Source organism: Bradyrhizobium sp. AZCC 2230 (assembly GCF_036924495.1).
GTDB classification, from domain to species: domain Bacteria; phylum Pseudomonadota; class Alphaproteobacteria; order Rhizobiales; family Xanthobacteraceae; genus Bradyrhizobium; species Bradyrhizobium rifense.
Window position 1 is genome coordinate 9,615,584 of the sequence record NZ_JAZHRS010000001.1, and the last position, 26,189, is coordinate 9,641,772.

Here is a 26,189-nt window from a genome sequence, read left to right on the forward strand (position 1 = left end):
GACATCGATACGCGCTGGTCCGAGCACGGGCTTGTCGCAAAACGTCAGCATTTGTAGCTTTCGACCCTGCCGCGGCGCACCGCGACCGGGAGCGGACCTGTGGGGGTGGGCAATATGGAGCTGCTCGGTTCGAGCCGGTTTGTATCAACGGCGAGCCGCACGAACTGCCAAGTCATCACACGTTCATCCAAGCGTCGAGTGTGATGCAGACGCTAGTGTTGGATCTTGGAATGATGCGCCTGACACCGACTGCTGGCGGGGCGAAGACATGCTCAAGGGATTTACGGCTCCTCGGTCGCCTCGGGGGATTGCTGCACTGGTCCCGCCGCCACCCTGGCACTTCGCTGGTGACGTGCTCGCGGTGGAATTCTGGAATGATCCCGATGTATCAGTGCAGATCCTCCCATCGGGTGTGGAGCTTGATGAGCGAGGCCGAGGCCACTCGGTCGCACTCTTCACGGACTATCAGTTCACGGCGGAGAACGAGGAGTACCTGGACCCGGCCAGATATCAGTGCCGCGGGTTCAGCGTTCTCCTCGACGCGGTATGGAAGGGGACCCCAATAGCGTGGTGCCCTTACTGCTATGTGGACAACGACGCTGCATTGATGAGAGGCTGGATTCAGGGCTATCCGAGAAAGTTCGGCACTGTGCACCTGACCCGCACCTTTGCCGCGGCGAGCATGGCTTCGGCACCACTCGTCAATGATGGCAGATTTTCGGCCTGCATGTCCGCTCACGGCCGCTTGCTGGTGCAGGCGAGCGTCACCTTGCGCGAAAAGGTCGAGCGCCTTGTCGGGTTTCTCGACCGCCGGATTGTGGGGCGGCGGTATTTTCCGCGGCTTTCCGCCGGCATGCACGACAAACCGGCCGTGGATGAACTCGTTCGATGTGTCTCGGATCATTCTCTGATCACAAACATCTGGATCGGCGAGGGTGAGCTCGAATTTCCGGAGGCCTACGGAGAGGAATTGGAGATGCTGGGTCCGCTCAAGGTGGGACGTGCATATCGGTTCTCGTTCTCTTATTCCGTCATGGACATCGAGGTTCTGGCAGACCTGACGGCGTAGCAGCCGGCGTGTTCCGGATTGCGACAGGAATCAACAAACCGCCGCATTTCAATCAAATCAAGCGGGGCTGGTTCCGGTAGCATCGGTGCCGAAAGCAACGCACCAGGACACGGGAATGCTGAAGGGCTTTACAGTTCCGAAGTCGCCATTCGGTCAAGCCGCTCTCACTCCGCCGCCACCCTGGCACTATGCTGGCGATGCTGTCGGGGTCGAGTTCTGGACCGACCCCGAAGCGACAGCAGCGACATTGCCGCGTGGCCTTTCCCCGGATCCGGAATCGAACGGTCACGCCGTCATGCTGTTCCTGGATTGGCAATTCACCGCCCAGGACGACGAATACCTCGAGCCGGCCCGTTATCAATATCGCGAGGCGTTTGTCCTGGTCGATGCGATGTATGCCGACGTCGCGGTCATGTGGTGTCCATACATCTATGTCGACAATGACGCTGCATTGGCGCGCGGTTGGACGCAGGGATTTCCGAAGAAGATGGGCAGCATCTGTCAGACGCGCTCATTTGCGGCCTCAGGGCCCGCCGCGGCGCCGATTGCGCCCGGCGGCCGGTTTGGTGCCAGCCTCTCGGTGCATGGCCAGCGTCTTGCGGAAGCGTGCGTGACCTTGCGCAAGCCGGTCGAAGACGGGCTGTCTCTGCTCGCCCGCCCCACGGTGTTGCTGAGATACTTCCCGAGACTGGCGGCTGGACGCCAGGACAACCCTGCGGTCGACGAGCTTGCGATGTCGGTCACCGACAATCTCACCGTTGCCGGTGCATGGATCGGGACCGGCGAACTCAATTTTCCGGAAACGAACGGCGAAGAACTCCATGCGCTCGCACCGAGGCGGATCGAGGCGGGATTCCGCTATTCACTTTCCTACTCAACCAGTGATCTGAAGGTCCTTGAAGACCGGGGCTCGTAAGCGGCCTACTCCCGGTTCTAGACGTCGATCTATTTGGAAACAGAGGGGTTTTCTCGTTTTCGAACGTTTGCCCAACAAACGAGCATTTGTTCATTTAACTGTTCAGAACACTACTTAACAAGCCATGAGGGTCCCCTTGCTGCACTCTCTCGCCGATCCGGGGCTGGCGGCCTGATCGTCGAGGACATGACTATGGCAGGACTTCCGGCTACCGCACTAGAACCATCCTCGGCATCTGACCAGCAGTTCAACCTGGTTGCGAACAGCCTGGCCACGCTGCTTGAGACGGCAAGACGGGAGCTGGAACGTGATCGAGATGCGGCCAGGTTGTCGCTGGCCACGGCATCTCACATCCTGCAAGCGGAGATCGAGCGACATTCGGGTGCCAACGGTACCGCAAGGGGCGGTCTGGCTGCCTGGCAGATCCTGCGCGTGCGAGCCTACATTGACGGCAATCTGCACCGTACCATTCACATTAGGGATCTCAGTGCAGTCGCACGTCGAAGCCCGGCGCATTTTTCCCGGAAGTTCAAACTGGCTGTCGGGGAGTCGCCGCATGCTTACGTGGTGAGAAGACGCCTGGAGAGAGCCTGCCACCTCATGATGACCAGTGCGGCATCGCTGAGTGAAATTGCCCTGAGCGTAGGCTTTTCCGATCAGGCGCATCTATGCAGGCTCTTCCGACAAGCCTTTGGTCAGAGCCCGGCCAACTGGCGACGCGAGCGCGGAATCCCCTTCGAGCCTAGCCCAAGAACCGACATGGACGAGAATGCCGCATGAGCGGTCGGCAGGGGACGGTCTTCAGCTTCGGCCCCTTTGAACTGTCGATCGCAAACAGACTTTTGACGAAGGACGCGAAAGTCGTGCCGCTGGGCGCGCGTGCCATGGATCTCCTCATCGTCCTGGTGGACCAGGCAACCAAGGTTGTCGGCAGGAGGACGCTGATCGAACGTGTTTGGCCGGAAAGGGGCGCTGAGCAAGCCAGTTTGCGTGTCCATATCTCGGCGCTGCGGAAGGCGCTCGATCAAAGCGACCCCGGCAGGCGATATATCGCCAACGTACCCGGGCGAGGGTACAGTTTTGTCGTGCCGGTCACTTCACGTGACTCACAAGCATCGGAGAATCCCAAGGGGCCTTCGAGGGCCCGAGTGCCTGCGCGCTTGATGCGGATGCTTGGGCGAGAAGACGCCGTGGCCGAGATCCAGGCGAAGCTGGCCGAGCAGAAATTTGTCACGATCGTTGGACCTGGCGGCGTCGGCAAGACCACGGTGGCCGTCGCAGTTGTCCATGAGATGAGCGCAGCTTTCGATGGCCAGGTTCTTTTCATTGACCTCAGTGCGCTCGGCGAGTCTTCACTCGTCGCGCCAGCCATCGCCACGTCACTCGGCATGTCGGTGCAGACAGCCAATGTCGTACCTGCCTTGATCGATCGTTTGCGGGAAAGGCCAATGCTCGTCGTGCTCGATTGTTGCGAGCATCTGATTGCCGGAGCCGCGGCCGTCGCGGAGGAACTGGTTCGCCGTGTCCCGATATTGCATTTGCTCGCGACCAGCCGGGAGGCCATGCGCGTCGAGGGCGAGCATGTCTACGAACTCGGTGGGCTTGAATGCCCCCCGGACGACAGCAACCTGCTGGCGCGGGACGTGCTGCGATATCCATCCGTTCAGCTGCTGATCGATCGTGTGCGGGCCGTGCGAAGTGACTTCGAGCTGACGGATGCGGACGCGCCGATTGCGGCGAGAATCTGCCGGCGGCTTGACGGTATACCTTTGGCCGTCGAACTAACGGCCTGCCGGGTCGATATATTTGGCCTTGGCAAGACGGCAAGCCTGCTCGACGAACGACTGAACCTGTCGTGGGTGGGGCGCCGAACCGCCCCGTCCAGGCATCAGACGTTGAACGCCACGTTGGAGTGGAGCTACGATCTGCTCGGCGAGGCCGAGAGGCGCATCTTGAATCGGCTCAGCGTGTTTGCCGGCGGATTCACGTTCGAAGCGGCGGTCGCCGTTGTCGCCGACGAGGTGGTGGATGAAGCCAACGTATCGGATTGCATTTGGGAGCTTCGTTCGAAATCGATGATAGCCGCTCAGGGACAGGACGGGCGGCTGCGCTTGCTCGACCCTACCCGCGCGTTTGCCTTGCTACGACTGGCCAGGAGCGAGGAGCAGGACCTTTTTCGCCGCCGTCACGCTCTCTATTTCACTGACCTGTTCAGGCAGGGCGCCGCGATGGACATATCGGGTTGGCCTAAAGCGCTCGGGATCGAGGTCGACAATCTCAGAGCCGCCCTGAATTGGGCATTTTCTGCCAAGGGCGATACGAAGATCGGCGTTGAACTCGCCGCGGCATCGGCAAGCGCCTGGATGGGCATGGCGCTGCTCACCGAATGCGTGGAATGGATGAGAAAGGCGATAGGCCATCTCGACGACATGAATTCCGGCACGCGACAGGAGATGGTCCTCCAGTCGGCCCTCGCGAGTTGCGTGATGTTCACGGGCGGTATGACGGAAAAATCATACGCGACATGGGCCAAGGCGCTGCTTCTCGCCGAGGGCCTCAACGACGTCGACTATCAGATGGACGCCGTGCTTGTGCTGTGGGCGCACGAGTTGCGCGTTCCGAACTATTCGCAAGCGATCGCGCTGGCGGACCGGGGCGGCACTTTTTCGGAAGGAACAGGCCGGATCGGCGCCATCGCCACGGCAAACTATATGCGGGGCATCGCGTACTACCATGTCGGCCGCATTGCGGAAGCACATGGCCTGCTGGAATTGTCGCTGCATCGTGATGACGAGGCTGCGCGACAATTGCTGATCAAGCGGTTTGGCTATGATCGCAAGGTCGACAATCTGGCAGGTCTTGCAACGCTGGCGTGGTTGCGCGGCTCTCCGGACCAGGCCCGCAGATTCAATCAGATGGCGGTCGCCGAGGCGCGCCAATCCAATCTGACCGTGAACCTCTGCGGCGCGCTGACCTTTGCGGGCCTCATCGCGTATTTCACAAATCCGGATGACGGCGAAGCCGAGGTACTCCTGGACGAGCTCGTCACCCATGCCGGGAAATTCGCTCTGCATAACTATCAGGGGCTCGGTCTCGGGATGCAGGCTCTCTACGAAGTCAGGCGAGGAGGGCAAATCAGTGCTGCCTCCGCCATGCTTGACTCGGGTCTCGAGAAACTGTCCGCGGCACGCTACGGAATTTTCGACTGGTTCTTGCAGGCGGAGTTTGCGATGTGCATGGCCCTCGCGGGCCGATCGAGGGAAGCGCTTGATGTGTTCGAACGGGCGAAGATCGATCTCGACGAAAGCCGATGGTACGGCCCGGAGCTACACCGTATCAGAGGCGAGCTGGCGCTGAGCTGCGGCGAGGGATTGGCGGTCGGCAGGCAATACTTCCACCGCGCGTTCGAGCTTGCAAACAGGCAAGCGAGCTTGTCGTGGGCGCTCAGGGCGGCGACGAGCCTCGCGATTGCCGAAGAGTCGACGGGGCGAAAAGAGGCCGCGAGGCAGGTGCTGCAAGCGACTGGCTCGAAGTTCCGGGAGGATTTCGAGACGTTCGATCTGCGGCTGGCCAGGCAGGTGCTGAACGGTTCACACCGGCGTGATGGCATCGCAAATTCGGTGCCGTGACAGGCTTGTTGCTGAAAGGAGTTTCGTTTAACAATTGATCGGTTGACGTGCGTTTGCGCAAGACTGACGGCGAACGGTGCGATAACCAAATCGTCGACGGTCTTGGCGGAATTATTCATGTCAGTCCAGCCAATTGGCTCACCAAGTGCAATCCGGCTTCGGTTTGGCCCGTTCGAGCTGAATGTCGCAGAACGGTCTCTCAGCAAGGCAGACCGGGTCATTCCCTTGGGCGGGAGAGCCTACGACATCCTGCTCGCCCTGCTTGAAAATGCCGGTGACGTCGTCCCGAAGTCCGAACTGATCGCCAGGGCATGGCCTGACGTAACGGTCGAGGAAGGCAGTCTTCGCGTCCATCTATCGGGGCTGCGCAAGACACTGGGTGACGGTCAATTCGGTAACAAATACATCGCGAACATCCAGGGCCGCGGCTATAGCTTTATCGCGCCGGTCACTCCGCTTCCCGCGGCCTGCGACAGCGGTGACGCATCCTCGGGATTGTCCAACCTGCCGCCGGCACTGGGCCGCATGGTGGGGCGCAACAACGTGGTCCTCGAGATTCGGCGTTTGCTCCAGACGGAACATCGCCTGATCACGATTCTGGGTGCAGGGGGCATCGGCAAGACGACGGTTGCCCTGTCTGTGGCACACGGGGCGCTGGCCGACTTTCCGGGGTCTGTATTTTTTGTCGATCTTTCGATAGTGACTGACAAGGAGCAAGTCATCGGTGCTGTCGCTTCCGCGGTCGGGCTCGCCCCGCAGCTGGTCGATTCGAGAGAGGCGTTGCTCAATTTCCTGCGCGCTCGCAGGGCGCTCGTCGTTCTCGACAGTTGCGAGCATCTTGTCGAGAGAACCGCGGAGATCGCCGACTACATTTTCCAGAATACCAGTGACGTCTACGTACTCGCGACCAGCAGGGAGACCTTGCGCGTTCCTGGCGAGCGCGTACTTCATCTTTGTCCACTGGACTGCCCACCAGAGCAGCCGCGGCCGACTGCGTCAGAAGTGCTCGCTTATCCGGCTGCACGGTTATTCGCCGAACGCGTCAGTGCTCGCCGCGGCAGCTTTTCGCTCAGTGACGACGAAGCCCCCATGGTTGCCGAGATTTGCCGCAAGCTCGACGGCATCGCGCTGGCCATCGAACTCGCCGCTGGAAGGGCAGCTGTGTTCGGAGTCAGAAGCACCGTGGCAAGATTGGGCTCTCGCCTCGATCTGTTGAAGTCCGGTCGCCGGACGGCAACTCCGCGGCATCAGACGCTCAAGGCAACGCTGGACTGGAGCCACGATCACCTGTCCGAGCTCGAACGAATCGTGCTGCGCCGTGTCGCGATCTTCATCGGGCATTTTTCGCTGGAAGCGGCGTGTACGGTTGCAGAGCAGGAGGGAATTAGCCGGTCCGAGATCGAGGGGGCAATCGAAAAGCTGGTCAACAAATCGCTCGTTGTGACGTGGCCAAGCTATCGGCGGATGCTTTATCGATTGCTCGACACCACGCGCTCCTATGCCTTGGAGAAACTCGCCGCAAGCGGTGAACATAATTGGGTGGCGGCGTGTCATGCGAGTTATCTGAGCCGATCACTGGATGGCACCCGCAGCAACCTTTTCGATCTGGAACCCGGACAATCTCTGGCAGATGCGATCCAGCACTATCTCGGGGATATCCGTGCCGCGCTGGATTGGGCCTTTGGTCCCGATGGAAACGAAGGCGCCGCCATCCGGATGGCGGCCGCCGCCTCGCAATTGCTTCTGGGCAAGTCGCTTTTCATGGAGTGCCGGGATTGGATGGAGAAGGCGATCGATCGAATTGGTACGGACTGCGACCCGCGCGATCAGATGGAAATCCACGCCTCTCTTGCCTTGTCGCTGATGTTCACTGCCGGGAACAGCGAGCGGGTTCGCGATGCCTTCAATTCGGCGCTGGTGTTCGCTGAGCAGCGCGAGGATGCCTACCAGCAACTGCGTCTTTTCAGCGGGCTCTCGATGTATCTTCATCGTACGATCGATGCGGCGGGTAGTCTTGAAGTTGCGCGACGCGCGGAGTCTGTTGCGAGTAAGACCGGAAATCCGGAAGACGCTGCGCTTGTGGATTCGATGCTGGGATCGGCGTACTACATGCTTGCTGACCACGTCCGCGCGCCGAAATACCTCGAGCGAGCCCTGCACGGGGCCCCGGCTTCCCGGCGGTTCAACGCAACTCAATATCTGTTTGATCTGCGCACCACTTCTCTGTTCAACCTTACCAGATCGCATTGGTTCGCGGGCAATCTCGACAGGGCCTCCAGTTATGCTGCAAGAGCGGTCGAGGAGGCGGAGAAGTCGGATCATCCGATCGCCCTGTGTCGGGCTCTTATTCTGACGATGCCGCTCTATTTCTGGGTCGACGATTTGGGCCAGGCCGAGCGGAATCTCTCTGCGCTCGAGCTCACCTCCGAGAAATATTCATTGGAACCGTTTCGCGCCGTCGCCCTGGGACTTCGCGGACGTTATCTGGTCCGTGTCGGTCAGACGGCGGACGGCATGTGTCATTTGCGGAACAGCTTGGACAAGCTCCAGGCGCTCCGATACGAAATGCTTGTAACCGATTTTGTCTCCGAGCTGGCGATCAGTCTCGCAAAGCAAAACGAGCCCGCGGAAGCGCTGGCTCTCATCGACGGTTCGATCGCCACGCAGATCGGATCGAAGCGGCCTCTTCACCTCCCAGCGCTGTTGCTGGCGAAGGGGTCGGCCCTTTTGTCAGGCGAGCCCCAACAGCGTGATCTGGCTATGGCGTCTTTCGAGGAGGCGATGACGCTGGCAGGGCAGCAATCCGCGCTGTCGTTCGAACTGCGGGCGGGATTGGAGCTTGCGCGGCTCTGGATGGACCGGGGGCAGATCCGAAAAGCCCACGGTCTCGTTGGCGCTGTTTATGGCCGGTTTACCGAGGGCTTCGAAACGCCGGATCTCGTGTCGGCGAGGCGGCTCCTCGAGCAGACGCGGGTTCGTACGCGGCGAGCCGGATGAAAGGTGCGAAGTCTCACCGCGTGGTGACAATGCCCAGGGTCTGCGCGCGTGATACCGCCTGCGCGCGCTTCTCCACACCGAGCTTGCTGAAGACGCTCTTGAGGTGCGACTTCACGGTCTCGGGACCGATATCGAGGCTGCGGGCGATTTCCTTGTTTGACAATCCATCCGCGATCCGCGTGAGAATGTCGGTCTCGCGACGGCTCAATGCGCCGATAATCCGTGCGCTCGAGCTCGGCGCCGAGCGATCCTGTCGTGCGCGCTGCAGGCCCGCTGCGAGACGATCGACGTAGGGGATCAGGTCCGCCTTGAGGTTTCCTCCCTCCCGGGTCGCTCGGAGAAGCTCTGAAATGGCTGATCCTTCGTCGAGCACGGTCTGATAGAGACCGGCCGCCGCACACGCGGCAAGCACGCGACGAAACCGGCTCACAGCCTCCGCGGCCTTGCCCGCACTGAGCTGAACCGCCGACTGACGAATCGCAATGCAGATCAGGAACTGACGGTGTTCCATGGCTTCGGCTTCGTGCTGCAATTGCTGCAGGATTGCAATGGCCTCGTCCGGGCGAGCTTGCTGGCCCAGCAAATGAGCGCGGGTCAATCTGTGGTACCATCCAATCTCCGACCAGGCGCCAGGCCTCGGTGCAGGGTATTTCCGTGCCAGGCGTTCGAGGCGATCGACGCAGGCGGCGGCTTCATCCAGCCGGCCATCGTTCAAATAGAGCCGTGCCTGCTCGGCGATCACGCCGGCCGAGAGCCTCCCCCAATCCCGCGCGGCGCCGAGATTTTCGGCGCGCTCCAACAGAGTGCGCGCCCGCTCGAAGTTCATCCGCGCCGCGGCAACCCGGGAGATCACGAAATAGGTGCTCCACACGCAGTCGAGCATCGTCCCCGAGTTGATCAGCGGGACGCGATCGATTACCCAGGCTTCCGCCTCATCGAGCAGGCCTTGCTCGTACTTCATTCGCGCGATCAGGCTTGCGGGCAAGGCCGCGGCGACCGAATTCGGCCCGACATCCTGCTCGGCGATCCGAAAACCCTCGCGGTAGTGCTCGTCTGCCGCCGCCAGACGTATCTGCCGCTCTTCTGCGAGCCCGTTCAGGCAGTGTCGGTACACCGAAGCAAATATGTTTCTGCGATCCTCCTCGACCGAATAGGGTATCCACGGTGTCGCATGGAATTGCTTGAGGTTGCCCGCCTTCATATGACTGAAGCGAACGACGTTTGAGGCGACGTTCGCGGTCCAGGGATCGGACGAACGGTTCACGCAATCCTGTGCCAGGGGCAGCGGGCTCTCGCTGTCATCCTTCAGCGCGATGGCGACCGAGCGAATCGCCTGGCATTCGCACAGCAGGTTGCCATCGGGCAGTGGCGTTGCAGCGATATCGACTTCGATGTCGGCCGCGAGCTTCAGGGCCTCCTCAAAGCGAAGCGCGAGCGCCAATCCCCAGGCGATCGCCAACCGGACCTCGCACTGTCCTCGCATGAGTTCGTCGGGAAATTGGCGCTGCCATTCCAGAAGGGTGAAGAGATCGCCTCTCTTGATCAAGGCCATGGCGCAATTGTTGATCCAGCCGATCGCACGATCGGAAGCGCCGGCCGCAATCGCGTGCTGAACCGCCTCGGTCCACAATTCGTGAGAAGCATACCATAGCGCGGCACGCCCGTGCAGTTCAGGAATCTCGAGGCCGCGATCCGCCTCCAGCCGCTGTCTCAGATACTCGGCAAGCAGCGTGTGATAGCGAAACCAGACACCGTCATTGTCGAGTGGCGTGAGCAGCATTTGACGCTGGGCAAGCGACGCCAGGATTGTGCGGCTCGAGCTCGAGCCAGTTACCGCCTCGCACAGGGGGCCGGAGAGCCTGTCAAGAACGGCCGTTCGCAACATGAAGTCGACCAGTTCGACCGGGAGCCCATCCAGCATCTCGGTCAGGTAGGCGGCGATTGGACGCTGCGAACCCGAGAGATTGTGGACATACTCTCTCAGACCCGATCCGGACTGCGAAGGCATGGAGGAGATAATTCGAAGCGCCGCGGGCCACCCTTCGGTCTTGCGCTGCAGCAGTTGGACGTCGGGGATTTCCAGAACTCCGGGCTTGGTACCGTCCAGAAATGCCTTTGTCTCCTGCATGTCGAAGCGCAGCGCTTCGGCGTCGATCTCGATCAGTTGGTTCTGGGCGCGCAAGGTCGCGAGCGGCAGCGGAGGTTCGGTACGCGTCGTCAGCACCAAGTGACAGTTGGACGGTGCGTGCTTCAGAAAATACGCAACGGTCTGATGGATGCGGGAAGCGCTGACCCAGTGATAGTCCTCGAGAAACAAGTAAACATCATCCTCGATCTCGGCGAGATCGTTGATCAGGCTCGACAGGATCGCCGTTGGGTCGATCAGATTGTTCTCGAGAATCAGGCCGATCGCGCCGGCGCCGACGTCCGGGCAGGCGTGGTGCAGGGCCTGCGAAACGTAAAACAGAAACCGCGTGGCCTCGTCGTCGTCCGGATCAATCGTCAGCCACGCAACGGCATTGCCGTCTTGCTCGAGCGTCTCGGCCCAGGTGGCCGCCAGTGAGCTCTTGCCGAAGCCGGCCGGAGCCTTGATGACGCCAAGTCGCTTGGCCAGAAGCTCGGACAAGATGGCGAGGAGCCGAGGGCGCGCGACCAGCCCGCCGAATCGTGCCGGCAAGATCTTGGTCGCGAGAAATGGCAGCTGTCCCCCGCCGGGCAAGGGGCCCGTTCCATGAGCCGGATGGCTGGAGTGCGGCTGAATCAAGGGCTCCCCCTAACCACGTCGGTCCTCCCCCCATTCGGGGGATGCAAACAATGGCGAAAGTGTACGATCTCTGTCAGCGAGAGGGAAGCGCCGGGCATTGTCGGTTGTGTGCAGTCCGCATGCCGGTCGCCGCGTGCTGGTCCTTTCAGATCCGCGCGTGGAGCCGAAAGCAAGCTGATGTCTATCAAGAACGCACGCTTGGGTTTCGCGCGGACCAATGAACATCCAGGAAAGCACCCCAAGCCCGTGCCAACAGCCATGGCTGACGACGAGCCTCGTGGAAATTTGCGGTTTGGCCCTTTCGAGCTTTCGAGCAAAGAGAGGGCGCTTCAGCGCGACGGCGTCGCGCTGCCTCTCGGCAGCAGGGCCCTCGAGATCCTGATCTACCTTGCGGAGCGACCGGGCAAGGTGATCGCAAAGCAGGAGTTGATCGATCACGTCTGGCCGGACGTGACGGTCGAGGAGGGGAGCATCCGGGTCCACGTGGCCGCGATTCGCAAGGCGCTTGGCGACGGCCAATTCGGCAACCGTTACATCGCAAACATCAAGGGACGGGGCTACTCGTTCGTTGGCACGATGGTCCCCGTCGGAAGCGCCGCGGCAGGGAGGAACGCCAGCTCCCGCCGCCAGGGCAGGCTTCCGGTGCGACCGATCACGATGATCGGGCGCGAGACGTTCGTCCGGGAGGTCAGCGACAGGCTCCGAGATGACCGGTTCGTGACGCTGCTCGGCCCCGGCGGCATCGGCAAGACTACCATCGCCCTGGCCGTCGGCCGCGCCGCCGCCACGGAGTTTGGCAGCGAGATCTATTTTGTCGATCTGGAAAGCCTCACCGATCCGAACCATGTCGCTGCGGCCGTTGCGGCCGCGCTGGGGCTTGCACTCAAATCGAAAGATCCGGGCCTGGAACTGCTCGATCTGATCCGGTCGCGGAAGCTTCTCGTCATCCTCGACAGCTGCGAGCATGTGATCGAGGCGGTCGCCTCGCTTGCCGAACAACTCTACCAGCAAGCCGAAGCGATCCATGTTCTGACCACGAGCCGGGAATTGTTGAAGGTCGAGGGTGAGCATTGCTGCCGGGTCCCCCCGCTCGATTTTCCGCCGGACGGCTCGGGGCAAACGGCAAATGCCGTCCTGCGATATCCGGCAGTGCAGCTGTTCGTGCGGCGTGTGGCCACGCGAGCAGGTCGCGTCGTTCTCACCAACAAGGAGGCGCCATTCGTCGCGGAGATATGCCGAAGGCTGGACGGGATTCCGTTGGCGATCGAGCTGGCCGCGGGGCAGGTGACCGCCCTTGGCCTCAAGAACACGGCCGATCTTCTGGTGTCCCGGCTGGAATTGCTGAAGCTGAGCCACCGGACGGCAGTTGCCAGACATCGGACGCTCAGGGCGACCTTGGATTGGAGTTACGATCTGCTGTCCGACGCGGAGAGAATCGTCTTTCGACGCATCGCTCCCTTCGTCGGGCATTTCTCCCTGGATGGCGCGCGGTCTGTCACGGGCGAGCCCGGTGTGGGCGCCGAGGACATTTTTGACGCGGTCGCGGGGTTGGTCGAGAAGTCATTGATAGCGACCCGGATCGATGCCGCGCAGGCACAGTACCGGTTGTCGAACACGACCCGGGCCTACGCGCTGGCAAAGCTGGAGGAGCATGGCGAAGTCGATATGGTCTTCGGCCGGCATGCAGAATTCCTCGCCGGGCATCTCGAAACGCTGAGGGAGGCGCTGTCAGGCCTGCCAGGCTCTGAAAGAGTTGCGGCCTATTCCGACCAATTGAGCAACGTCCGCGCTGCGCTCGAATGGAGCTTTGGGCCGCAGGGCGATGCCGAGATCGCAACGCGACTGGCCGCCGTTTCCACACAGGTGTTTCTGGAGTTGTCACTGCTGATCGAATGCCAGGCTTGGGCGGAGCGCGCGATGGCAAGCCTGGGACATCCGTATCGCGACTCCCGCCGCGCAATGGAAATCTCTGCATCGATCCCGCTGGCGATGATGCACACGGAAGGTAACGACCAACGGGTCCGGACCGCCTTTGTGAATGCGCTGGAGATCGCAATCGAGCAGGGAGATCTTCGCTACGAGCTGAGGATTCTGAGCGGGCTTTTCACCTATTCGCACTGGACCATGGACATTCGGGGCGCGACCGACATCGCCGTCCGAAGCAAGACACTGGCGCTACAGACAGGAGATCACGACAACATGGCACTGGCGGAAGCCATGTTGGCGGCCTCCGAACATCTGCTCGGCAATCACCTCGCCGCGCAACTGCATTGCGAATCGGGCCTCCGTCACCTGGCGGCCAGACCGCGCTCTCGAACGGAACTGTATCTTTTTCACTATACGAGCTTCCTGCTCGTCGGCATGGCACGTTCTCTCCTGTACAGGGGCTTGCTCGACCAATCGCTGGACTATGCAAGGCGCGCCAGAGAGGAAGGCCAAAGATCAGGCAACCCCGCCACGTTTTGCCGATCGGTGGCGTTGGTGCTTCCTGTGTTTCTGGCCATGGCGGACCTGAGGCAATCGGACCAGTACATCGGTGAGCTGAGTGAGCTCTCCGCAGCGCATTCCCTGATGCCGTATCGCGCCATAGCGGCCGGCCTGAAGGGGCAATGGCTGCTCCTTCAGGACAACCGCATCGAAGCGATCCAACTGCTGAAGCGAGCCCTGGAAGACCTCCACGTCCAGCGTCACGAGATGCTGAGTATGGATTTCACCTGCGATCTGGCCGCGGCTCTCGTGGACCTCGGTGAGCATGACGAAGCGTTGACCCTCGTGGTGGATGCAATCGCGCAACAGCAGCGCGCCGCCAAATTCTTGCACATGCCCGCCCTGTTCAGGATGAAAGGTCTCATCCTGGCGTCTCGATCCGCGGAGGATCATTCCCGCGCCGAAGCAAGCCTGCTGTCGGCAATCGACTGGGCCAAACGCCAGTCCGCCACCCTGTTCGAATTGAAGGCCGCGACAGACCTCGCCGGGCTGTTGCGCAAACAGGGGCGCTTGCCGGAAGCTTACGAATGTCTCCGCGCGAGTCTTGATCGAATGCCGGCCGGAATTTCTTTTCCTGCCCGGACCCGCGCCGTGCAGATGCTCGGCCAGCTCCAATCCGGAACCGAGGACGTCGGCTGAACGGTGCGCTGACCGCAGCCATGCGCCGTCTGCGCAGGCGGGTTCAAGTCCTCGCATTCCGATCCAAGCCCCGACAGCGCAGTTGGGTGCACGCTGTGGCAGGAACGGTCACAGCATGGGTTATATCATGGGCAAGCTGGTCGCGGATATCATTGTCGAGACCTGCAAAGCGCAGGCGTCAAGCATTGTTACGGCGTCGTCGGCGACACCCTCAATCTGATCGCCCGCTCACTCGAGAAAAGCCAGATCGAGTGGATCTCGATGAGGCACGAGGAGGCGGGAGCGTTCGCCGCGCAGGCGGAGGCGCAACTCGCCGATCGCCTGACGGCAGTTGCCGGCAGCTGCGGACCCGGAAGCCTGCATTTCATCAACGGGATCTTCGAGGCCAATCGCAATCGTGCGCCCGTCATCCTGATCGCAAGTCAGATCATTCGCGATGAACTGGGCTTCGATTTCATCCAGGAGGTCGACTTCAAGCAGGTCTACAGGGATTGCAGCGTCCTCTGCGACATGATCCATACCCCGGAACAGGCGCGCCGGAAGACGGTGATCGCCTGCCAGACGGCTCTGGCGAAACGCGGTGTTGCCGTGCTGATCGTGCCGGCGGATATCTCCGCCTCGAGCGTTGATGACAAGATCCCCTATGCGGTGCACGTAGCAGGCCCGTCACCAGGCCGAACGATACCGATCTTGATGAGATCGCAGAGATCCTCAACACGAGCGAAAACGTCGTCCTGTACGGTGGTTCAGGCTGCCAGGGGGCGCATCAGGAGATTCTCGCGGTTGCCAACAGGCTGAAGGCGCCGATTGCGCATACGTCGCGGGCCAAGGATTTTCTCGAGTTTGACAATCCCTATAACATTGGAATGACCGGGATGCTCGGCAACGAGGCCGGCTACCACGCCTTGCTGGACTGCGACGCGTTGCTGATGCTGGGCGCGGACTTTGCCTGGCGGCAATTCTACCCGGACAAGGCCAAGATCGTGCAGGTCGATATCGACCCGACCCATCTGGGACGGCGTCATCCGATCACGAAGGGCGTCGTGGGCGATGTGAAGGCGACACTGGAGGCTTTGCTGCCGAAGCTGGTCGAGCGCAGCGACGCCTCGTTCCGAAGCGCGTATGTGAAGCGCTATGCGAAATATCGGGAAGCCGAACGGGCCAAGGTTGCTGCCGGTCACGATGGCAGTATTCCCGGAAGCTATCTGACTCAGGTGATCAGTCGCCATGCGGCAAAGGATGCGTTGTTCACCGCCGATGACGGCACCCCGGCCGCCTGGGCCTATCGCCATATCGAGGCGAACGGGCAGCGCCGCATGTTCGCGAGCCTGCTTCATTGAACGATGGCCAACGGCATGCCGTCGTCCATCGGGCTCCAGAAGGCAGAACCCGGCCGCCAGGTCATATGCATGGCAGGCGACGGTGGAATTTCGGTGCTGTTCGGAGACCTGATGACGGTCGTCTCACAGGAATTGCCCATCAAGATCGCCGTCTATGACAACGGTAAGCTTGGCTTTGTCGAGATCGAGCAAAAGGCGGAAGGCATGCTCGATACCTTCACGAAGTTGAAGAATCCGAATTTCGCCGGCGTTGCGCGTGCGCTGGGGCTCTGGGGCCAGACCGTTTCGAACGCGAGCGAGCTGGAGACCGCGGTCAAGGACTGGCTGGCGCAACCGGGACCTGCGCTTCTGCACGTGCACGTCAACCCGATGCAGCTCGTCATGCCGCCATTCATGCAGGTCGAGCCTGCAATCGGGATGGCGCCTATTCCGCTCGCGCCGTCCTGCACGGTCGCGGAGGCGACGTCTGGGAAATGGTGACGGAGAATTTCCTCTAGTCGAGGTCGCCGTCCCTCAGCAGCGGTGTGGCTTCGCCGCACGACGCTGAGAGCGGCCAAGCATTGCCGTCATGGGTCGATCGAGATTGCCGAAACCGCCGCAGCCATCGGCTTTGCCCATGGCAAAATATCTTGCGGTCGTCGGCGGCGCACTCGCCGTTCTTCTGCTGATAGCCGGCTGGTCTTTGCCGGAGCTGCCGGACAGGTTTTCCGATCGGCCGAACAGCACCGGCGCGGCCGCCATCCGGATTGCATCCGAGCGCAAATGGCCGGAGAAGGTCGTCCTGGATACCAGCCAGCCGACATTTTTTTCCCCATCCATCGATGTGGCGCCGGTCCGCGACTTGGTCGAGCGTCTGCCCGATGACAGGACGGATCAACCTGTCCTCGCCCCACAGGTCGACGCGGCGGCGAAGCCGGATGTTCGACCGGTCGTTGCCGAGCATCCACCCGTGCGAGCCAGGCACAGGAGGTCCAGGGCAATTCCATTGGTTCGTGCGGCAAGAGTTCGCAGTCCCAATGAGCTCCGGGGATCGACCGAGGCGTGCTGCTGGTTTGAACCGATGGACAGGCGCGCACCATCGAGACCTGCCTCGCGCAATCGCCTCGCGCGTCGTGACTCATGGACCGAATGGCATTTTCCAGAGACAAATTGAAAGTCGGGCTGCTCTGCCAGCCTCGTCCTTGTCGTTCTGCCGACCTCACATCCCACATGCGCATGATTGTCCAATACGGGCAGTCATAGGGAAGCTACGCTCACGGCGACCAGTCGCAATGCTTTGGGGGCACGCTCTAGATGACGTAATCCGGGCGCCACGCAGGCAATCGTCGGTGGAAGAGATGGGCAGAGCTTCGGTGCGTTGACGATGAGGATTCTTGCGACGCTGCCGACGAAAGGCCGGGATCTCCGGCTCGACCTGTTCCGAGGTGTGGCAAATTGGGGAATCTTCCTCGACCATATCCCCAATAACATCGTGAACTGGGTGACAACGCGCAACTACGGTTTCAGCGATGCGGCGGATCTCTTCATCTTCATTTCCGGCTACACGGTTGCCTTCGTCTTCGCGCGGATGATGCTCGAACGCGGGTTTGTCATCGGCGCGACGAGGCTTCTGAAGCGCGTCTGGCAGATCTATGTCGCCCACGTTTTCCTCTTCGTGCTCTATCTCGCCGAAATCGGATATATCGCGCAGAGATCTGGCAACTCCGGTTTCACCGACGATTTCAACATCCGGGGCTTCCTGGCAAATCCCGCACAGTTCCTGTTCGAGGGACTGATCCTTCGCTTCAAGCCGGTGAACATGGATGTACTCCCACTTTACATCGTGCTGATGGGCGTTTTCCCGCCGATACTCTGGCTGATGCTGCGCAGGCCCAATATGACCCTGGCCGCTTCGGGGGTGCTCTATTTAGCGGCCAGGCACTTCGGCTGGAACGTTTCGGCCTATCCGACCGGCCTCTGGTACTTCAATCCATTCGCATGGCAGTTTCTGTTCACGTTCGGAGCCTGGTTTGCGCTTGGCGGATCGGGGCAGGCGATGCCGTTCATCCGGTCGCGGACTGCGTTGGTGCTCGGCATCGGCTATCTTCTGTTCGCTCTGGTGATGACGATGGCGGCCCGGTTTGACGGACTACGGGCACTGATCCCGCCGGAGATCTACGGCGCCTTCAATCCGAACGACAAGACCAACCTCGCGCCTTATCGCCTGCTGCACTTCGTCGTGTTCGCGTTCTTCGTCGTTCGTCTGCTGCCACGCGATTGGCCGGCGCTGGAATGGGCGATCTTTCGGCCCGCAATCAAATGCGGTCAGCAGTCGCTCGAAGTGTTTTGCGCCGGGATATTCCTGTCCTTTGCCGCACATGTCGTGCTGGTCGAGGTCTCCGGCACGATCTGGATGCAGATCGTGGTCAGCATTGTCGGGATCCTGATGATGACCGCGCTGGCGTACTACCGCTCCTGGTCGAAGCGCGTCGACAAGGCGCCGAAGGCCAAGCCGGCCGTCGTGGCGGCAGGCTGAGCGTCGCGGGGCAGAGTTTGCAAACACGATTTGCGATGAAGCGCTCACGATTTCATGGATCGATCCAGGCCGTGCTTCTGCCGCCATTTCGGGCCCGGCCCCCGCATGTAGTGAGCTTCGGGACGGTATCGCATGCGCGGGCCGTCATTCCCCAGGAGGAACCGGAACATGGACAAAGCAGCCTTTCGGGCCGGCTCTTCGGATCTCTTGCCAGAGCCGGGTAGATCATCTTCTGCCTCCATCGCCACCGTTGGCAAATGCTTGCGCAGTAGATGAGACATTTGAATTCGAGAGGGAGATGTTTGTCATCTTACATGGGCAGCATAGGGACGCCGACGATGAATTCGATGACCTGAAGCACTGACGCCACAGGCCCTTGACGCCCCTGCTCTGGAGCCTGCAGTTGGGTTACGCGTCGCTCCCCTTCAATAAGGAATTTGTCGAGGAACGTCCTTCCATGTTCCCGCGCGGCTCGAGGCCTGAATGGTCTCGACGAGCGTTTGGATGCGCAGGCCGGCGCGGAAGTTGAATGGCTCCGGCTGACGCCCAGCGATAGCGTCAAGGTACCCTGCAGCTTCGATCGCTTTCAGGTCATTGAAGCCAAGCTGGTGGCCCGGCGCAACGCAGAACAGGCCGTATGGCCGATGGTCCGGGCTCGCCTCGATCCGGCGGAATCCCTGACGGCCTCGGCGGTCATCGGTCGAGAAGAAATGCAACTCGTTGAATCGTTCCTGGCTGAAGGCGAGGGCGCCTCTGGTTCCATAGACTTCGAAGTCGTGTTGCATCTTCCGCCCGGTCGCAATCCAATTCCCCTCGATCGAGCCGGAGGCGCCGTTCGCGAAACGGAGGAAGGCTCGCCCGACATCGTCGACTTCGACGCGCCTTCTGCCGCCTTTGCTGTCGGAACGCTCCTTGATCATCGTCACGCAGTCTCCCATGACCCGGGTGATCGGTCCAGCGGCCGGACCCACCAAGAACTCGGCCGTTGCCAAAGCGTGGCTGCCAATGTCGGCCAGCGCGCCGCCACCAGCCGGATCATGTCGGAAGGTGAACGGCCCGGCGCTGTCTGCCATGTAATCTTCGGCGTGGACTCCGCGGTAGCCGCGTAATTCGCCGAGTTCTCCGGCCACGATCATGTCGCGCGCGAGTTGCAGCATCGGGTTACAAAGGTAATTGAAACCGACTTGTGTCTTTACACCGGCCGCTTCAGCGGCCTCGGCCATTTCGCGGGAGTCTGTCGCAAGCGGAGCCAGTGGCTTCTCGCAGTAGACATGTTTGCCACCGGCAATCGCAGCCAGGGCCATTTCCTTGTGGAGCACGTTGGGCGTGGTGATGTTCACGACGTCGATGGCTGGGTCCGCCACGAGCGAGCGCCAGTCGGAGGTTGCGCACGCGAAGCCCAGGGCCGAGGCTGCTTTCGCGGCCGCCTCGTCGCTGATGTCAGCGATCGTATGCAGTTCCAGCTCGAAAGGCAGGTCGAAGACGCGCGCGGCTATGGAGTAAGCGAAAGCGTGCGCCTTGCCCATGAAGCCGCTACCGATAAGACCGATGCGAAGCTTCGGTTTGGTCATGTCGGAAATCCCTGTTCATGATGAGGCCGGAGTTGAGGCGACCAGCGCAAAAGTCCAGCGCGAATGTCGTTGACGTTGCCGCTATTGGCAATAATTGTTGCGAAAAAATATGATTGTCAATATTCAATGCAAGAGGTTATGTTCCTCACAAAATCGTCGAGGGAGGAGACCACATGACCGGCGCCACAATCCGACTCACCATGGCCCAGGCCGTGGTGCGATGGCTGACTCAGCAGTACACCGAGATCGAAGGTGTTCGCGCGCCCCTGTTCACCGGCGTGTTCGGTATTTTTGGTCATGGGAACGTAACCTGCCTGTCCGAGGCGCTGGAGGCGGTGCAGGATCGTCTGCCCACATGGCGCGGGCAGAACGAGCAGTCGATGGCGTTGGCGGCCGTTGGTTTTGCCAAGGCCAAGCTTCGGCGGCAAATCATGGTAGCGACGTCGTCCATTGGCCCCGGCGCTCTGAACATGGTGACGGCGGCGGGAACAGCTCACGCCAATCGCTTGCCGCTTCTTCTCATAGCTGGCGATACGTTCACCAACCGGCTGCCGGATCCGGTTCTGCAGCAGGTGGAGCATTTTGGTGACCCGACCGTTACGGTGAACGACGCTTTCAAGGCGGTTACACGCTACTGGGATCGGATCACACATCCCGCGCAGATCATGTCTTCGCTTCCGCAGGCCGTGGCCGCGATGCTCGATCCGGCCGACTGTGGCCCGGCCTTTCTCGCTCTGCCTCAGGACACCCAGGAGGTGGCATTCGACTACCCCGAGGTCTTCTTCGAGTCTCGAACCTGGACCATTCCGCGTGCGCGTCCCGACCGTCAGAAGCTCGCGGAAGCAGCCGCGCTGCTCAAGACCGCGAAGAAGCCCATCATCATCTCCGGCGGCGGCGTGCGCTACTCGCTGGCGGGAGATGTCGTCGCGGATTTCGCGGTTAACCGTGGAATTCCTATTGTGGAGACCGTCGCCGGCAAGGGCGCCGTGACCCACTATCACCCGGCCCATGCGGGCCCGATCGGAATTATCGGCTCAACCTCAGCGAACGCGCTCGCAGCCGAAGCCGACGTGATCCTTGCGATCGGAACGCGTCTTCAGGATTTCACGACGGGCTCATGGACCGCTTTCGGCCCGGACGCGCGCTTCATCTCGATCAACGCGGCCAGGTTCGATGCGGTAAAGCATCGCGCGCTGGCGGTGGTGGGCGACGCGCGCGAGACGGTTGCAGAGCTGGACGCGGAGCTCGGCGCGTGGCGCGTCGACCCAGCCCACATGACGCGTGCCCAGATGCTCTTCAGGGAATGGGACGCGCTGCTCGAGTCATTGCAGACCGCCAGCAATGCTCCGGTGCCGACCTACGCGCAGATAGTCCAGGCCGTGAATGCGTCCGCCGGCGAGAAAGATACCTTGATTTCAGCCGCCGGCGGCCTCCCGGGCGAAGTGGCAAAGGGCTGGCGCGTCAAGGCGCCGAATACCTTCGATCTCGAGTTCGGCTTCTCTTGCATGGGCTACGAGATCGCCGCTGGTTGGGGCCATGCGATGGCCAATTCCGGGCCCGGCGGGCTCGGCGGCACGCCCATCGTGATGGTCGGCGACGGTACCTATTTGATGATGAACTCCGACATCTACTCGACGGTTCTGAGCGGTCACAAGATGATCGTTGTGGTCTGTGACAACGGCGGATTTGCGGTGATCAACCGGTTACAACAATTCAAAGGCGTGCCAGGCTTCAACAATCTGTTGACCGATTGTCGAGTTCAGAATCGCGACAATCCTCCTCACGTTGATTTTGCCAAGCACGCTGAGTCCATGGGGGCGGCTGCACGGCGTTGCGAGAGCCTCGCCGACCTTGTCGCAGCACTTGAATGGGCCAAAGGCAACGATCGCACCACGGTGCTTTCGATCGGCTCGGACGCGTATTCGTGGGTTCCTGGCGACGCCGACTGGGACGTCGGTGTGCCCGAAGTATCCTCGCGCGAGGCGGTTCGAAGTGCGCGCAGGCAGCAAGAAGCTATCCGCGCGAAGCAGCGCATCGGAGTGTGATGAGCATGAAAGCGAAACTTGGAATTGCCCCCATTGCCTGGTGGAACGACGATCTTGCCGAGCTGTCCGATGACGTGAGTCTGGAGGAGTGCCTACGCCAGGCGAGTGTCGCCGGTTTTACCGGAATGGAAACCGGTCGGCGCTTCCCCATGAACATGGAGGAACTCGGGCCGATACTCGCCCGATTTGGCATTTCCGTATGCGGCGGCTGGTTCTCCGGTCTTCTGCTCGACGGCGATATTGAACGGGAAAAAGACCGAATTCGTGCCCAGATGGACTTCTTCATTGCGGCGAAGGCGCCCTGCATTGTCTACGGCGAAACTGCGCGTTCGATCCAGGGGGTTCGCTCCGCGCCGCTCGATACCAAACCCAGGCTTTCTGAGGAGGAAGTCAGGGTATATGGACGCAAGATGACGGATTTCGCGGAATGGTGTGCGGGGCAGGGAATGCCGATCGCCTACCATCACCACATGGCTGCGGCGATCGAGACCGAAGCTGAACTCGACCTGCTCATGGCCAATTCGGGAGAAGCGTTACCGCTGTTGTTCGATGCCGGCCACATGGCTTTTGCCGGCGGCAACGTCTTGCGTGTCATCGACAACCATCACTCCCGCATCAGCCATGTGCATACCAAGGACGTCCGCGGCAGCGTCATCGAAAAGCTCGATCGGAAGCGAGAGAGTTTCCTCGACGCGGTGGTGAAAGGAGCGTTCACCGTACCAGGCGACGGTTCGCTCGACTTTGTCGCGATCATCGCCCGCCTCGCGTCCTATGGGTACGAGGGGTGGTTCGTCGTCGAAGCGGAGCAGGATCCGAAGATCAATCCGCCGTTGGAAATGGCCAGGAAAGGGCACGCGGAACTGATCCGCTTGATGGCGTCGGCCGGTTATGAGGTCGTGCCATGAACCGTACGGATCGGGTGTCGCCGCATTCCAGGAGCCCCTCAGGTCTTGCCGTGGATCGGCGGGTCAATATTGGCGCGAGGTTGGGGGTGGAGGTGAAATGAGCATCGGGATAGGAGTTATTGGAACAGGTGTGATGGGCGCCGAGCATGCTCGGATACTCCGACACGAGACCCCTGGTGTTCATCTTGCGGGGATTTTTGATGCGGACGCGGCCCGGGCGCAGGCAGTTGCCTCTGGAGCAACCGTCTTTTCAAATCCTCAATCGTTGATCGCGTCGGATCAGATCGACGCGATCGTGATTGCATCTCCCGATTCGACACATGCGTCGCTGACACGCGCCTGCATCGCGGCGGGCAAGCCGGTTCTCTGCGAAAAGCCGTTGGCGTCTTCGGCAGCTGATGCCCTGGACGTGGTGAAGGCGGAAGTTGGTGTGGGTCGTAAGCTCATTCAGGTCGGATACATGCGCCGGTTTGACCCCGGCTATCGGGAGATCAAGCGCGTCAAAGACGCCGGTTCCTTGGGCGGGTCCGTGCTATTGCACAACGTGCACCGCAACGTTCGCGCGCCGGATTGGTTCAACGGTCCGATGGCCATCACGAATTCGTTCGTCCACGAGATCGACGCTAGCCGTTGGCTCCTGGGATCGGAGATGGTTTCCGCGCACGTGGAGGCGGGGCCGGGCGGCGAACCCCTCATGATCACGATGAAAACCGACAAGGACGAGCTTGTTTCGACTGAGGTTTTCGTAAACGCCAGCTACGGCTATCACGTCCACGTCGAGTTGGTAGGTCGGCAAGGCACGATATCTCTGGCTCCGGCATCGCTGACGCTGCTGAACAGAGACCGAGCTGGTGGTCTTTCGTATCCGGACAATTGGGTCCCCAGGTTCGAAGAGGCATACCGCAGGCAGATGGCTGATTGGGTCAGTGCAGTGAAAGCCGGAGGCTCGGTCGGAGCGAGCGCATGGGATGGCTATGTCGCCTCGGCCATCGCGGAGCAAATCGCTGGGGCACTCGCCGGAGGGGGTGTGGCAACCCTGAAATATGGACCGCGTCCTCCCTTGTATGACTGACCGATAGCAAGCGAACGCCGTTGCACGCGAGACCCGGGAGAGGAAACGATGATCAAGTATGCAGTTGTCGGCGCGGGCTGGATCTCGCAACAAGCCTTTCTGCCAGGGGTCGCGCAGTCCGGAAACTCAAAGGTCAGCGCGATCGTGACGGGCGATCGGGACAAGGCCGCCCGGTTGGCGGATTTCTATGGTGTCGGCCGGATCGTCGACTATGACGGATACGATGCCCTTCTAAGAAGCTCTGAGATCGACGCGGTGTATATTGCTCTGCCCAACGACTTGCATGCAGACTACGCAATTCGCGCCGCTCGGGCCGGCAAGCACGTCTTGGTCGAGAAGCCGTTGGCGACAAGCGAACATGATGCTCTCGCCATGATCACCGCTGCGCGTGAAGCCGGCGTGTTTCTGATGACGGCGTACAGGCTCCACAACGAACCAGGAACCGTCGCGGTTCTCGAGCACATCCGCAGCGGCGCGATCGGCCAACCGCTGTTCTTTCAATCGATGTTCAGCTTCCAGGCGGCGGCAGGCAACCACAGACTGAAAGCTGCGAGTTGGGGTGGCCCGCTCCAGGACGTCGGCGTTTATTGCGTCAATGCGGCTCGTCACATCTTTGCTGAAGAGCCGATCGAGGCAATGGCGATGGTGAACCGGCCGATCGATGACCCGCGCTTTCGCGAAGTGGAAGCGTCTGTCGCAGCCTTGCTGCGTTTTCCTTCAGGCGGTTTGGCGCAATTCGTCGCCAGCTTCGGGGCCGCCCCCGTCGACACTTATCGGGTCGTCGGAACGTCGGGCGATCTCGAACTCGACCCCGGCTTCAGGCTCGAGACTGCAACAAAGCTGCGCCTGCGCCGCGACGGCGATGTCCGAGAAACCAGCTTTCCGCAGATCGACCACTTTGGTGCGCAGGTAGAATACTTCTCGGATTGTATCAAGGCTGGAACGCCGCCCGAGGCTGATGGTGAGGAGGGCCTGGCGGACTTGCGCGCGCTGGTCGCAATTGAAAAAGCCGCCCTGACCGGACAGCCACAATCCGTTACCTCTCCTCCACGTGGCCGCCATCCAACGCCCGACATGGTGCGAATGATCTCTGCAACCGATCGACGACTGGTCTTATGAGGCGCTGCGTGGCCGCGTGCGCCCTGCCGGATGACGAAAGTCGAGAACGCGACGGGCTACCGCAAGCCGGCTCGCGTTGTTCTATTGACCAGTAACTGTTGGAATCCGCGGATTGATGTCGTTCTTCTGCAGTCTTGCTGCCAGCGCGACCGTCAAGGCCTGAGCAAGGCACATCGGAGCGGCAAGGGAACGCGAAAACGTGTACTCATGCTCTGGGACCGCGAACAGGACGCGGGCGCTCTTTCCCAACGGAGACAGTGTGCTGTCCGATATCGCGATGATGGGAATCCCATTGCGCCCGGCTTCGTCCACGACATTGACGACCTCGTTTGCGTAGAACCGGAACGATACGGCCAAGAGCACGTCCTTCTTGCGGATCGTGCGCGCGATATGTGTCGCGAGTCCGCCGCCTGCGTCGAGCAAAACACAACGCTTGTTCAGCATGGTCAATATGTAGCGAAGGAATTCGACGACGGGCGCCGAACGCAATTGGCCGATCAGAAAAACGGAATCGGCCTTTTCAAGGAGGGTCACCGCGTCCGAGAGAGCTTTCGGCGAAATGTCCGCGAGCATGTCCTGAAGGGAGGCGATGTCACGGACCACCAGGTCGCGCAGGAAACCAACTTCGCTGCGATCAGCGCGGGCGCCCAACTCGATGTCGAGAGCTTTGATGCGTGCCTCGAAACCCGGAGCGGCGGTTGACAGGCGCCGTTGAAATAAGGCCTGAAGCTCCTTGAAACCTTCATAGCCGAGTGACTGGGCGAAGCGCACGAAGCTTGAGGCGTGGATGCCGCAGCGATCGGCGATAGCGTTTACCGATAGGACCGCGACATCGTTCGGGTTCTGGGTCAGATAAACGGCAATCTTTTGATAAGACTTGCTCATGTCATCATGGCGATCGTGGATGACACGGATCAATTCCTCATAGTCTTCCGGTGTCTTCACGTCCTGCATTTAAGGTGCTCTCACTATTGGTTTCATCGCGAATGCCGACAACGTCGTTCCCGTTCGGAGCCTGACCGTTGACGACGGACTAAGACCCAAGGGACTCACGTGGCCTCGCACTAACATCGTGGTGGCGCAGAATCATCGACGACGCCAAAGAACAATTATTGACAGTT

At 60.9% G+C, this 26,189-nt stretch carries 18 protein-coding genes; 15 read left to right on the plus strand and 3 right to left on the minus strand.

The features are described from left to right. The first annotated feature begins 268 nt into the window (after positions 1–268). The 5 genes from V1280_RS45710 (at position 269) to V1280_RS45730 (ending at position 8,611) form a co-directional block, all read left to right on the plus strand. On the plus strand, positions 269–1,069 hold the full coding sequence (locus V1280_RS45710; RefSeq protein ID WP_334537840.1) for an acetoacetate decarboxylase family protein: 801 nt from the start codon (positions 269–271) through the stop codon (positions 1,067–1,069). A gap of 115 nt (positions 1,070–1,184) precedes the next feature. Continuing rightward, positions 1,185–1,985, plus strand: a complete 801-nt coding sequence (locus V1280_RS45715) for an acetoacetate decarboxylase family protein (protein WP_334537842.1) — start codon at positions 1,185–1,187, stop codon at positions 1,983–1,985. Positions 1,986–2,177: 192 nt separating this feature from the next. Beyond that, on the plus strand, positions 2,178–2,765 hold the full coding sequence (locus tag V1280_RS45720; protein WP_334537844.1) for an AraC family transcriptional regulator: 588 nt from the start codon (positions 2,178–2,180) through the stop codon (positions 2,763–2,765). After that, positions 2,762–5,614, plus strand: a complete 2,853-nt coding sequence (locus tag V1280_RS45725; protein WP_334537846.1) for an ATP-binding protein — start codon at positions 2,762–2,764, stop codon at positions 5,612–5,614. The genes V1280_RS45720 and V1280_RS45725 overlap by 4 nt, the downstream gene beginning before the upstream one ends. A gap of 117 nt (positions 5,615–5,731) precedes the next feature. Then, positions 5,732–8,611, plus strand: coding sequence for an ATP-binding protein (locus V1280_RS45730; protein ID WP_334537848.1), 2,880 nt, complete (start codon positions 5,732–5,734; stop codon positions 8,609–8,611). A gap of 13 nt (positions 8,612–8,624) precedes the next feature. On the opposite strand, the gene V1280_RS45735 is transcribed toward V1280_RS45730, so the two are convergent. Next, the gene (locus tag V1280_RS45735; RefSeq protein ID WP_334537850.1) at positions 8,625–11,237 is read right to left on the minus strand and encodes a LuxR C-terminal-related transcriptional regulator; all 2,613 of its coding nucleotides are present in this window, start codon (positions 11,235–11,237) and stop codon (positions 8,625–8,627) included. Between the two features lie 315 nt (positions 11,238–11,552). Between V1280_RS45735 and V1280_RS45740 the strand changes: the two genes are divergently transcribed. The 6 genes from V1280_RS45740 to V1280_RS45765 all read left to right on the plus strand — a co-directional run bounded on the left by V1280_RS45740 (position 11,553) and on the right by V1280_RS45765 (position 18,356). Next, positions 11,553–14,501 (plus strand): ATP-binding protein, encoded by a 2,949-nt coding sequence (locus tag V1280_RS45740; protein WP_334537852.1) that lies wholly within the window; start codon positions 11,553–11,555, stop codon positions 14,499–14,501. A 219-nt stretch (positions 14,502–14,720) separates the two neighbouring features. Beyond that, on the plus strand, positions 14,721–15,299 hold the full coding sequence (locus tag V1280_RS45745) for a thiamine pyrophosphate-binding protein (RefSeq protein ID WP_334538618.1): 579 nt from the start codon (positions 14,721–14,723) through the stop codon (positions 15,297–15,299). Further along, positions 15,236–15,841, plus strand: coding sequence for a hypothetical protein (locus V1280_RS45750; RefSeq protein WP_334538620.1), 606 nt, complete (start codon positions 15,236–15,238; stop codon positions 15,839–15,841). The genes V1280_RS45745 and V1280_RS45750 overlap by 64 nt, the downstream gene beginning before the upstream one ends. Positions 15,842–15,856: 15 nt before the next feature. Next, entirely contained in the window at positions 15,857–16,321 is a 465-nt protein-coding gene (locus V1280_RS45755; RefSeq protein ID WP_334537854.1) for a thiamine pyrophosphate-dependent enzyme, read from the plus strand. A gap of 136 nt (positions 16,322–16,457) precedes the next feature. After that, positions 16,458–16,994, plus strand: coding sequence for a hypothetical protein (locus V1280_RS45760; RefSeq protein ID WP_334537856.1), 537 nt, complete (start codon positions 16,458–16,460; stop codon positions 16,992–16,994). A 210-nt stretch (positions 16,995–17,204) separates the two neighbouring features. Next, positions 17,205–18,356, plus strand: a complete 1,152-nt coding sequence (locus V1280_RS45765; protein WP_334537858.1) for an OpgC domain-containing protein — start codon at positions 17,205–17,207, stop codon at positions 18,354–18,356. Between the two features lie 425 nt (positions 18,357–18,781). On the opposite strand, the gene V1280_RS45770 is transcribed toward V1280_RS45765, so the two are convergent. After that, positions 18,782–19,927 carry a Gfo/Idh/MocA family protein gene (locus V1280_RS45770; protein WP_334537860.1) on the minus strand — a complete coding sequence of 382 codons (1,146 nt, stop codon included), beginning with the start codon at positions 19,925–19,927 and terminating at the stop codon, positions 18,782–18,784. 173 nt (positions 19,928–20,100) lie between these two features. Between V1280_RS45770 and iolD the strand changes: the two genes are divergently transcribed. The 4 genes from iolD to V1280_RS45790 all read left to right on the plus strand — a co-directional run bounded on the left by iolD (position 20,101) and on the right by V1280_RS45790 (position 25,068). Continuing rightward, positions 20,101–21,972: a 3D-(3,5/4)-trihydroxycyclohexane-1,2-dione acylhydrolase (decyclizing) gene (gene iolD / locus V1280_RS45775; RefSeq protein WP_334537863.1), complete on the plus strand. Its 1,872-nt coding sequence runs from the start codon at positions 20,101–20,103 to the stop codon at positions 21,970–21,972. 5 nt (positions 21,973–21,977) lie between these two features. Continuing rightward, positions 21,978–22,877 carry a myo-inosose-2 dehydratase gene (gene iolE, locus V1280_RS45780; RefSeq protein ID WP_334537865.1) on the plus strand — a complete coding sequence of 300 codons (900 nt, stop codon included), beginning with the start codon at positions 21,978–21,980 and terminating at the stop codon, positions 22,875–22,877. 97 nt (positions 22,878–22,974) lie between these two features. Beyond that, positions 22,975–23,949 carry a Gfo/Idh/MocA family oxidoreductase gene (locus V1280_RS45785; protein WP_334537867.1) on the plus strand — a complete coding sequence of 325 codons (975 nt, stop codon included), beginning with the start codon at positions 22,975–22,977 and terminating at the stop codon, positions 23,947–23,949. A gap of 48 nt (positions 23,950–23,997) precedes the next feature. Then, the gene (locus tag V1280_RS45790; RefSeq protein ID WP_334537870.1) at positions 23,998–25,068 is read left to right on the plus strand and encodes a Gfo/Idh/MocA family protein; all 1,071 of its coding nucleotides are present in this window, start codon (positions 23,998–24,000) and stop codon (positions 25,066–25,068) included. Positions 25,069–25,149: 81 nt separating this feature from the next. On the opposite strand, the gene V1280_RS45795 is transcribed toward V1280_RS45790, so the two are convergent. After that, the gene (locus tag V1280_RS45795) at positions 25,150–26,022 is read right to left on the minus strand and encodes a MurR/RpiR family transcriptional regulator (protein WP_334537872.1); all 873 of its coding nucleotides are present in this window, start codon (positions 26,020–26,022) and stop codon (positions 25,150–25,152) included. Positions 26,023–26,189 lie beyond the last annotated feature (167 nt).

What these genes read in the sequence shown, in the direction of transcription:
- V1280_RS45710 (WP_334537840.1), top strand. Translation starts at nt 269, where the DNA reads ATGCTCAAGGGATTTACGGCTCCTCGGTCGCCTCGGGGGATTGCTGCA.
- V1280_RS45715 (WP_334537842.1), top strand. Translation starts at nt 1,185, where the DNA reads ATGCTGAAGGGCTTTACAGTTCCGAAGTCGCCATTCGGTCAAGCCGCT.
- V1280_RS45720 (WP_334537844.1), top strand. Translation starts at nt 2,178, where the DNA reads ATGGCAGGACTTCCGGCTACCGCACTAGAACCATCCTCGGCATCTGAC.
- V1280_RS45725 (WP_334537846.1), top strand. Translation starts at nt 2,762, where the DNA reads ATGAGCGGTCGGCAGGGGACGGTCTTCAGCTTCGGCCCCTTTGAACTG.
- V1280_RS45730 (WP_334537848.1), top strand. Translation starts at nt 5,732, where the DNA reads ATGTCAGTCCAGCCAATTGGCTCACCAAGTGCAATCCGGCTTCGGTTT.
- V1280_RS45740 (WP_334537852.1), top strand. Translation starts at nt 11,553, where the DNA reads ATGTCTATCAAGAACGCACGCTTGGGTTTCGCGCGGACCAATGAACAT.
- V1280_RS45755 (WP_334537854.1), top strand. Translation starts at nt 15,857, where the DNA reads ATGCCGTCGTCCATCGGGCTCCAGAAGGCAGAACCCGGCCGCCAGGTC.
- V1280_RS45760 (WP_334537856.1), top strand. Translation starts at nt 16,458, where the DNA reads ATGGCAAAATATCTTGCGGTCGTCGGCGGCGCACTCGCCGTTCTTCTG.
- V1280_RS45765 (WP_334537858.1), top strand. Translation starts at nt 17,205, where the DNA reads ATGAGGATTCTTGCGACGCTGCCGACGAAAGGCCGGGATCTCCGGCTC.
- V1280_RS45770 (WP_334537860.1), bottom strand. Translation starts at nt 19,927, where the DNA reads ATGACCAAACCGAAGCTTCGCATCGGTCTTATCGGTAGCGGCTTCATG.
- iolD (WP_334537863.1), top strand. Translation starts at nt 20,101, where the DNA reads ATGACCGGCGCCACAATCCGACTCACCATGGCCCAGGCCGTGGTGCGA.
- iolE (WP_334537865.1), top strand. Translation starts at nt 21,978, where the DNA reads ATGAAAGCGAAACTTGGAATTGCCCCCATTGCCTGGTGGAACGACGAT.
- V1280_RS45785 (WP_334537867.1), top strand. Translation starts at nt 22,975, where the DNA reads ATGAGCATCGGGATAGGAGTTATTGGAACAGGTGTGATGGGCGCCGAG.
- V1280_RS45790 (WP_334537870.1), top strand. Translation starts at nt 23,998, where the DNA reads ATGATCAAGTATGCAGTTGTCGGCGCGGGCTGGATCTCGCAACAAGCC.
- V1280_RS45795 (WP_334537872.1), bottom strand. Translation starts at nt 26,022, where the DNA reads ATGCAGGACGTGAAGACACCGGAAGACTATGAGGAATTGATCCGTGTC.